Consider the following 9,618-nt stretch of genomic DNA (forward strand, 5'->3'; position numbering starts at 1 on the left):
ACGGTTCCCGTCACTCGGCGCGCATCCACTGCTCCATCACCGCCAGCAGATGGTCGGGGTCCACCGGCTTGGTGACGTAGTCGGACGCACCCGACTCGATCGCCTTCTCCCGGTCGCCCTTCATCGCCTTCGCGGTGAGCGCGATGATCGGCAGGCCGGAGAACTGCGGCATCCGGCGGATCGCCGTGGTCGTCGCGTACCCGTCCATCTCCGGCATCATGATGTCCATCAGGACGACCGCCACGTCCTCGTGCTGCTCCAGGACCTCGATGCCCTCGCGGCCGTTCTCCGCGTACAGCACCGACAGCCCGTGCTGCTCCAGGACGCTCGTCAGCGCGAACACGTTACGGATGTCGTCGTCGACGATCAGCACCTTCTCGCCGCCGAACCGGATGCCCCGGGACTCCTGCGGCGCCGCCTCCTGCCGCACGGGCGCCCACTGCTCGGGCCGCCCGACCTGCGGCTCGCCCCCGGCCGCCGAGCGGCGCCGGCGCCGGAACAGCGCCGCCGGACCGTTCTGCGCGTCCTGGTACGACCGCACCTCGGCCGGCGTCTGGATCTGCTGCCCGGACAGCTCCGACCGCTCCCGCATCCCGCTCTCGGACGCCACCAGGTCCCCGGCCTCCAGCTGGGGCACGACCTGCTGGTAGCCCTGCGGCGGCAGCTCGCTCGGGTGCAGCGGCAGGTACAACGTGAACGTCGAGCCGCGCCCCGGCTCGCTCTGGGCGTAGATCTCACCGCCGAGCAGCTGCGCGATCTCCCGCGAGATCGACAGCCCCAGGCCCGTGCCGCCGTACTTGCGGCTGGTGGTGCCGTCGGCCTGCTTGAACGCCTCGAAGATCACCCGCATCTTGCCGGCCGCGATCCCGATGCCGGTGTCGGTCACCGAGAACGCGATCAGCGGCGCGTCCGCGTCGGCCAGCGAACCGGCCTCCAGCAACTGCTCCCGGATCGCCACCGGCACGTCCGTGCCGGCCGGCCGGATGACCAGCTCCACCGAGCCGGAGTCGGTGAACTTCACCGCGTTGGACAACAGGTTGCGCAGCACCTGCAGGAGCCGCTGCTCGTCCGTGTGCAGCGTGGCCGGCAGCTCCGGCGACACCCGCACGGACAGGTCCAGGCCCTTCTCCGCGGTGAGCGGCCGGAAGGTGGCCTCCACGTAGTCCACGAGCTGCACGAGCGCGATACGCGTCGGGGAGACGTCCATCTTGCCCGCCTCCACCTTCGACAGGTCGAGGATGTCGTTGATCAGCTGCAGCAGGTCGGACCCGGCCCCGTGGATCGTCTCGGCGAACTCGACCTGCTTCGGCGAGAGGTTCCCCTCGGCGTTGTCGGCGAGCAGCTTGGCCAGGATCAGCAGCGAGTTGAGCGGCGTACGCAGCTCGTGCGACATGTTGGCGAGGAACTCGCTCTTGTAGCGCATCGACACCGCGAGCTGCTCGGCCCGCTCCTCCAGAACCTGCCGCGCCTCCTCGATCTCGGTGTTCTTCACCTCGATGTCCCGGTTCTGCCGGGCCAACAGCTCCGCCTTCTCCTCCAGTTCGGCGTTGGACGCCTGGAGTGCCTTCTGCCGCTGCTCCAGCTCCGCCGACCGCTCGCGCAGCTGCTCGGTCAGCTCCTGCGACTGCTTCAGCAGCTGCTCCGTCTTGGTGTTGACGGAGATGGTGTTGACGCTGGTCGCGATCATCTCGGCGAGCTGGTTGAGGAAGTCCTTCTGGATCTGCGTGAACGGCGTGAAGGAGGCCAGCTCGATCACCCCGAGTACCTTGCCCTCGAACAGCACCGGCAGCACGATCACCTGCGCCGGAGGCGCCTCCCCGAGCCCCGAGGAGATCTTCAGATAGCCGCTCGGCGCGTTGGACACGAGGATCGTCCGCTTCTCCTCGGCCGCCGTGCCCACCAGCGCCTCCCCCGGCCGGAACGAGGTCGGCATCGACCCCATCGAGTAGCCGTACGAGCCCAGCATCCGCAGCTCGTAGTGGTCGTCCGCGCCGTCGGCCGTCGGCATCGCCAGGAAGAACGCGCCGTGCTGCGCGGCCACCAGCGGCGGCAGCTCGCTCATGATCAGCGAGGCCACGTCCTCCAGGTCGCGCCGGCCCTGCATCAACGCGGACACGCGCGCGAGGTTGCCCTTGAGCCAGTCCTGCTCCTTGTTGGCGATCGTGGTGTCGCGCAGGTTGGCGATCATCTTGTTGATGTAGTCCTGGAGCTCCTGGATCTCACCGGACGCGTCCACGTCGATCTTCAGGTTCAGGTCGCCACGCGTCACCGCGGTCGCCACCCGCGCGATGGCCCGCACCTGACGGGTCAGGTTCCCGGCCATCTCGTTCACCGACTCGGTGAGGTCGCGCCAGGTGCCGTCCACGTCACGCACGCGTGCCTGACCGCCGAGCTGCCCCTCGGTGCCCACCTCGCGGGCGACCCGGGTGACCTCCTCGGCGAACGAGGACAGCTGGTCGACCATCGTGTTGATGGTCGTCTTCAGCTCCAGGATCTCCCCGCGCGCGTCGATGTCGATCTTCTTCGTCAGGTCACCCTTGGCGATGGCCGTCGTGACCATGGCGATGTTGCGCACCTGACCCGTCAGGTTGGACGCCATGCCGTTCACCGAGTCGGTGAGGTCCTTCCACGTGCCCGCCACACCCGGCACATGCGCCTGACCGCCCAGAATGCCGTCGGTACCCACCTCACGGGCCACCTTGGTGACCTGCTCGGCGAACGAACTCAGCGTCCTCACCATGGTGTTGAAGGTGTCGGCGAGCTGCTGCACCTCACCGCGCGCCTCGATGGTCACCTGCCGCGTCAGGTCGCCGTTGGCGACGGCCGCCGCGACCTGGGAGATGTTGCGCACCTGCATGGTCAGGTTCTTGGCCATCAGGTTGACGTTGTCGCTGAGGTCCTTCCAGATGCCGGTGACGCCCGGCACGTGCGCCTGACCGCCCAGGATGCCCTCGGTGCCCACCTCGCGGGCCACCCGGGTCACCTGCTCGGCGAACGACGACAGCTGGTCCACCATCGTGTTGACGGTGGTGACGAGTTCGAGGATCTCGCCCTTGGCGTCGACGGTGATCTTCTTCGACAGGTCGCCCTTGGCGACCGCGGTCGTGACCTCGGCGATCTGACGCACCTGAATGGTCAGGTTGTTCGCCATGAAGTTCACGGACTGGGTGAGGTCCTTCCAGGTGCCGGAGACACCCTGCACCTCGGCCTGCCCGCCGAGCTGCCCCTCCGTACCCACCTCACGGGCCACGCGAGTGACCTCCTGGGCGAACGACGACAGCTGGTCCACCATCGTGTTCAGGGTGTTCTTCAGCTCCAGGATCTCCCCGCGCGCGTCCACGGTGATCTTCTGGGACAGGTCACCGCGGGCCACCGCGGTGGCGACCTGCGCGATGTTGCGCACCTGAGCGGTGAGGTTGCCGGCCATGCCGTTCACCGAGTCCGTCAGGTCCCGCCACACACCGGCGACGCCCGGCACCTGCGCCTGCCCGCCGAGCTGCCCGGCGGTGCCCACCTCGCGCGCCACCCGGGTCACCTGGTCGGCGAACGCCGAGAGCTGGTCGACCATCGTGTTGATGGTGTTCTTCAGCTCCAGGATCTCCCCGCGCGCGTCGACGTCGATCTTCTGCGACAGGTCGCCCCGGGCCACGGCCGTCGTCACCTGCGCGATGTTGCGCACCTGCGACGTCAGGTTCCCCGCCATCGAGTTGACGGAGTCGGTGAGCTCCTTCCACGTGCCGGACACGCCGTCCACGCGGGCCTGCCCGCCGAGCCGGCCCTCCGTCCCCACGTCCCGCGCCATCCGCGTCACCTGGTCGGCGAACGACGACAGCTGGTCCACCATCGTGTTCACGGTGTTCTTCAGCTGGGCCATCTCACCGGACACGTCCACGGTGACCTTCTGCGACAGGTCGCCGTTGGCCACCGCCGTCGTCACCTGGGCGATGTTCCTCACCTGTCCGGTGAGATTCCGGAACGCCGTGTTGACGGAGTCCGTCAGATCCTTCCACGTCCCGGCCGCGCCTGACACCTGCGCCTGACCGCCCAGCTCACCCTCGACACCGATCTCGCGCGCCACACGCGTGACCTCGGCACCGAAGGCCGACAGCTGGTCGACCATCCCGTTGACGGTGTTCTTCAGCTCCAGCATCTCGCCGGCCACGTCCACGGTGACCTTCTGCGACAGGTCGCCGTTGGCCACCGCCGTCGTCACCGCGGCGATGTCCCGCACCTGCGTCGTGAGGTTGCGGAACACGGTGTTGACCGAGTCGGTGAGGTCCTTCCACGTCCCGGCCGCCCCCGGCACGTTCGCCTGACCGCCCAGCTGTCCCGCCGCACCGACCTCGTTGGCGACGCGCGTGACCTCGTCCGCGAAGATCCGCAGCGTCTCCGTCATCTGGTTGATCGTCTCGGCGAGCTGCGCGACCTCACCGCGCGCCGGCACCGTCACCTTCCGCGACAGGTCACCGTTGGCGACCGCCGTCGTGACCTCCGCGATCCCGCGCACCTGGGCCGTGAGGTTGCCGGCCATGGTGTTCACGGAATCGGTGAGTTCTTTCCACACACCGTCGACGCCGGACACCCGCGCCTGACCGCCCAGGATGCCCTCGGTGCCCACCTCCCGGGCCACCCGGGTCACCTCGGACGAGAACGCCGAGAGCTGGTCCACCATCGTGTTGACGGTGTTCTTCAGCTCCAGCATCTCGCCCTCGACGTGCACGGTGACCTTCCGCGACAGGTCGCCCTTGGCCACCGCCGTCGTCACCAGCGCGATGTCGCGCACCTGAGCCGTCAGCCGCTCGGCCATCGTGTTGACGGACTCCGTCAGGTCCTTCCAGGAACCCGACATGCCGCGCACCTGGGCCTGCCCGCCCAGCTTGCCCTCGGTGCCCACCTCACTGGCCACGCGCGTGACCTCGTCGGTGAACGTCGACAACTGGTCGACCAGGTTGTTGACCGTCCGCCCGACCTTCAGGAACTCCCCGCGCAGCGGATGCCCCGCCCCCTCGGGGGTGTGCGTCCGCAGCTCCATCCGCGGCGACAGGTCACCCTCGGCGACCGCCGACAGCACCCGCCCGACCTCGGAGACCGGGCGCACCAGGTCGTCGACCAGCGCGTTCGAGTTGTCGATGGCGGCCGCCCAGGAGCCCTCACAGGCCCCCGTCTCCAGCCGTTCGGTGAGCTTCCCCTCACGCCCGACCATGCGCCGTACGCGCGACAGCTCACCCGTGAGGTGCAGATTACGGTCGGCCACCTCGTTGAAGACGGCCGCGATCTCCGACATCACGCCGTCGCCGGGCACCGTGAGCCGCTTGCGGAAGTTCCCCTCCCGCATCGAGACCAGGGCGGCCAGGAGCCGGTTCAGGGCCGCGGTGTCCACCGTCGTGGTCCCGCCTCGGGGTGATCGCTGCCCGCTCAGGGTCTGTCCGCCTTTCGCGCGCGCCTTCGTGCCTCGCGTCGCTGCGCCAGACTCCACGTTGTCCCTCCCGGAGGGGTCGACCGTCGTACTGCCGATGTAATCAGGCAGGCCCAAGAGGCTGCTGCCCGGCGAACACACAAGACACCCAGTCTGCCGGACCTTCACAAGAAGCCTGCCCAGTGTTTCACCCCCGCCCAACCCGGCCATAACAGTTCGGCAGCTTTCGCACACCGTCCGCACACCTTGAGGTGGAAACACAACTGACCGGCATCCGCGGGGACGGGGAAGGTAAGTAACCTTGCATGCGGCTGTCCAGCCACGCCGGTTCGTCCGGTCTGGGCGGTGGCACGAGCACGAGCGGGCATCGGAGGGGCGGCCGCACACATGACCACCGGACTGATCCCGGGGGGACAGCCCCCGGACCCCCGGCCGACGAGCGCGCTTCCGCCCCAGCAGCGACGCGAGCAGGACGGCCGGGAACACGCCAAGCACGTCGACGACCGGCCGAGGAGTTCTGTGATCACCGCGCGCGCGGCTGCCAGTTTCGAGCCCGTCGGGCGATCCGTCGCGACCGCCCGCGGATTCGTCCGCGACACCCTCCAGGGCTGGGGCTTCGCCGACATCATCGACGACGCCGTCGTCCTGACGAGCGAACTGGTGACGAACGCGGTCGTCCACGCGGGCACCCACGCGGACCTGCTGTGCCTGCGCCACGAGGACGCCGTGCGCATCGAGGTCGCCGACCGCTACCCCGAGCGCGAGATTCCGCTCCAGGGCTCCCCGGCCACCATGGGCAGCCCCGACCGCGAGGGCGGTCGCGGCCTCCAGCTGTGCGCGGCCATCGCCGCCCGCTGGGGCGTCGAGTACACGCCCACCCACAAGACCGTCTGGTTCCAGCTCGACCTGCCCGACCGCCCGGTGGGGACCCGCTCGGCGGGCCCGGCCCTGCCCGCGGACCTGCTGCCGCTCGCCGACAGCCGGGTCCGCGTCGCGGTCGTCCAGATCGACCGCACCGGCGCCATCTCGGCCTGGAACGAGGACGCCGAGGAACTCTTCGGCTACCCCGCCGACCAGGTCGTCGGCAAGCCCCTCACCGACCTCGCGGCCTGGCCGCACACCCCCGGCACCAGCACCGGCATCGTCGAGGCCCTCCGGCTCTCCCGCTGGGAGGGCAGCTACGGCATCCGCGGCGCCGACGGCCGCGTGATCCCGGTCTACGCCTCCCACCTGCGCGTCCGCGACACCGACGGCGACCCCTCCACGGTCTGCCTCCTCGTCCGCGATCACGAACGTGCCGTCCTGCAGTCACCGACGCGCGTTCCCGCCACCGACACCGGCCCCGCGGACGGCCAGGGCGCGGACCCGTTCGAGGTGTTCATCGGCTCCCCCGCCCTCGACGACCTCGACGGCCTCCTCCAGCGCACGGTGGAACGCGCCCGCGACATGCTCGACGGCGACTCCGCCTTCCTCCTCCTCGCGACCGACGACGAGACGGAGCTGGAGGTCCGCGCCTCCACGGGCCTGCCCTCCGCCCGCCAGCGCTTCGCCCGCGTCCCCGTCGAGGCCGGCCCCGGCCGGTACGGCTCCGCCCGCATGCCGGCCGTCCATGAGGACCTCCTCGCCGTCCCCGGCGCGGTCCCCCTCCTCAACGGCACCGGCATGCGCTCGGTCGTCACGGTCCCCCTGAAGGTCGAGGGCCGCCTCACCGGCTCCCTGGGCGTCGCGGCCGAGGGCCCCCGTCGCTACTCCAACGAGGAGGCCCTGCGCCTGCAGTTCGCCGCGGACCGTATCGCGCTGGCCGTCGAGTCGGCCCGCCTGGGCGAGCTGGAGCGGCTGCGCCGCGGCTCCCTCAGCTTCCTCGTGGAGGCCTCCGACCTGCTCGCCGGCACCCTCGACCGCGACCAGACCCTGGCTCTGATGGCGCAGATGACGGTCCCCACGCTGGCCACCTGGTGCGCGGTCTACACGATCGCCGACCAGGCCTCCGAGCCGTATCTGTCGTACGTCCTGCACGAGGACGAGGAACTCATCGACGGCATCAAGTCGCTGCTCTCGAGGATCTCCCCGCCGGACCCGGTCCCCACCCCGGGCGCCCGCGTCTGGTCGGCCCCCGGCGAGGCGGCGCACGACGCGGCCCTGCGCAGTTCGATGCGCAGCCTCGGTCTGACCGGCGGTTCGACCCACCAGATGTCCTCGGGCATCGGCCCCACCCTGGCCACGGCCTCCGCGGTGGGCGGCGAGACCGTCGTCCTCCCCCTGGTCGCCCGCAACCGCGTCATCGGCATGCTGACCCTGGGCAAGCCCACCGACGAGCACTTCCGCCAGGAGATCCTGGAGCTGGCCGAGGACCTCAGCCGCAGGGCGGCCCTCGCCCTCGACAACGCCCGCCTCTACTCCGAGCGCACGGCGATCAGCCAGTCCCTCCAGCGCAGCCTCCTGCCCCCGGAGCTCCCCGACATCGACGGCGTCGAGGTGGAGGTCATCTACCGCGCGGCCGGCGAGGGCAACGAGGTCGGCGGCGACTTCTACGACCTCTTCCCGATCAGCGACGGGGCTTACGGCTTCGCCATCGGCGACGTCTGCGGCACCGGCCCGCACGCGGCCGCGGTGACCGGCCTCGCCCGCCACGCCCTCCGCCTGCTGGCGAGGGAGGGCCTCAGCGGCCCGGCGGTCCTGGAGCGCCTCAACTCCGCGATCCTCGACGAGGGCGCCCGCAGCCGCTTCCTGACCCTCCTCTACGGCGAGATGCGCCCGCAGGCCGACGGCAGCGCGGAGCTGAAGGTGGTCTGCGCCGGTCATCCCCTCCCCCTCCGCCTGCGCCAGGACGGCACCGTCGAGCCGGCGGCCGAACCCCAGCCGCTCCTCGGCGTCATGGAGGACCTGGAGCTGTACGAGGAGACGATCACCCTCGATCCCGGCGACGTCCTGCTCTGTGTCACCGACGGCGTCACCGAGCGCCGGGAGGGCACCCGCATGCTGGGCGACGACGGCCTCGCCGACGTTCTCACCACCTGCACGGGTCTGACGGCGGGCGCGGTCGCGGCCCGCATCATGCGCGCGGTCGAGCGCTTCGCGTCGGACGCCCCGTCCGACGACATGGCCATCCTCGCGATGCGCGTGGCGTGAGGAAGGACCAGTAACGAGAAAATCCCCCCGCCCGGAAGGGCGGGGGGATTTTCTTTTGCGGAGCCCCCTAACGGAATCGAACCGTTGACCTTCTCCTTACCATGGAGACGCTCTGCCGACTGAGCTAAGGGGGCCAGTCACTTGTCGGGGTTTCCCCCGCGGCAACGGAATAGATCATACCCCGAACGGAGCCGTGTTCCCAAACTCGCTCAGAAGGCAGGTTGAAGCAGTCCCCCGAGCGCGTTGCACGCGGACACGATCCGCTGCATGTCCCGCTTCGTCAGCGAGGCGTCGACCGGCAGCGCCAGCGTCTCGTCGGCAGCCAACTCGGTCTGCGGCAACGACACGTGACGCCGGAGGCCGGACAGCCGGTGCAGCGGAGTCCTCACCGGCACCCGGCAGTCAACTCCCCTGGCCCGCAGGGCCCGTGCGAACGCGTCCCGATCGGGTCGCCCGTTCCCGGGCACCCGCACCACGTACTGCTGGTAGGTGTGCCCGTCCCCGCCGTCGGGTGTCCGTACCCCGCGCAACCGCGCGTCGAGATACGCGGCCCGCTCCCGTCGCTGTGCCACCTCGTCGTACGGGGCGTCGGGCTCCGCCTGTTCCAGCACCAGCAGTCCATACCGCTGTCCCACCTCGCGCAGCCGCCCGACGTCGGCCGGCCGGCCGAACCGGTGTACGGCAACGACGGCCGCCGTCCGCGGAGTTATGGCCGCTTCGACGGCGAGGGTGTCCAGGCAGTAGGTGACCGGGTCCACGTCGGCGAAGGCGGGAAGCGCGCCGGACCGGATGACCGCTTCCGCCACTTCGACGTTCCCGAACGCCGGCACGACGACCTCGTCACCGACTCCGACACCTGCGGCCCTGAGCAATGCGGCAGTACCCATGCCCTGGATGCTGGGCGCGGGACATGAACGTCAAGTGACAGAGAACAAAAAAGGGTTGGGCTCTGAACCGAAGTTCAGAGCCCAACCCTTTGAATGATTGTTCGGCGGCGTCCTACTCTCCCACAGGGTCCCCCCTGCAGTACCATCGGCGCTGTAAGGCTTAGCTTCCGGGTTCGGAATGTGACC

The 9,618-nt window shown here is 70.0% G+C and carries 3 protein-coding genes, 1 tRNA gene and 1 rRNA gene; 1 reads left to right on the top strand and 4 read right to left on the bottom strand.

The window, feature by feature from the left end; translation table 11 throughout:
• Positions 1–10 precede the first annotated feature (10 nt).
• Complete coding sequence (locus ACH4N1_RS33450; protein WP_398103996.1) at positions 11–5,476, bottom strand: HAMP domain-containing protein; 5,466 nt, start codon at positions 5,474–5,476, stop codon at positions 11–13.
• A gap of 327 nt (positions 5,477–5,803) precedes the next feature.
• Here ACH4N1_RS33450 and ACH4N1_RS33455 point away from each other — a divergent pair, with 327 nt between their 5' ends.
• Positions 5,804–8,545: a SpoIIE family protein phosphatase gene (locus ACH4N1_RS33455; RefSeq protein WP_398103999.1), complete on the top strand. Its 2,742-nt coding sequence runs from the start codon at positions 5,804–5,806 to the stop codon at positions 8,543–8,545.
• Positions 8,546–8,606: 61 nt separating this feature from the next.
• Here the strand turns inward: ACH4N1_RS33455 and ACH4N1_RS33460 are convergent.
• The 3 genes from ACH4N1_RS33460 to rrf form a co-directional block, all read right to left on the bottom strand.
• Positions 8,607–8,679 (bottom strand) — tRNA-Thr (locus tag ACH4N1_RS33460).
• Positions 8,680–8,754: 75 nt separating this feature from the next.
• Positions 8,755–9,417 carry a DegT/DnrJ/EryC1/StrS family aminotransferase gene (locus tag ACH4N1_RS33465; protein ID WP_398104009.1) on the bottom strand — a complete coding sequence of 221 codons (663 nt, stop codon included), beginning with the start codon at positions 9,415–9,417 and terminating at the stop codon, positions 8,755–8,757.
• 114 nt (positions 9,418–9,531) lie between these two features.
• Positions 9,532–9,618, bottom strand: a 5S ribosomal RNA gene (rrf, locus tag ACH4N1_RS33470); the annotation flags it as partial.

Source organism: Streptomyces sp. NPDC017202 (genome assembly GCF_044331705.1).
Taxonomy (GTDB): domain Bacteria; phylum Actinomycetota; class Actinomycetes; order Streptomycetales; family Streptomycetaceae; genus Streptomyces.

What these genes read in the sequence shown, in the direction of transcription:
- ACH4N1_RS33455 (WP_398103999.1), top strand. Translation starts at nt 5,804, where the DNA reads ATGACCACCGGACTGATCCCGGGGGGACAGCCCCCGGACCCCCGGCCG.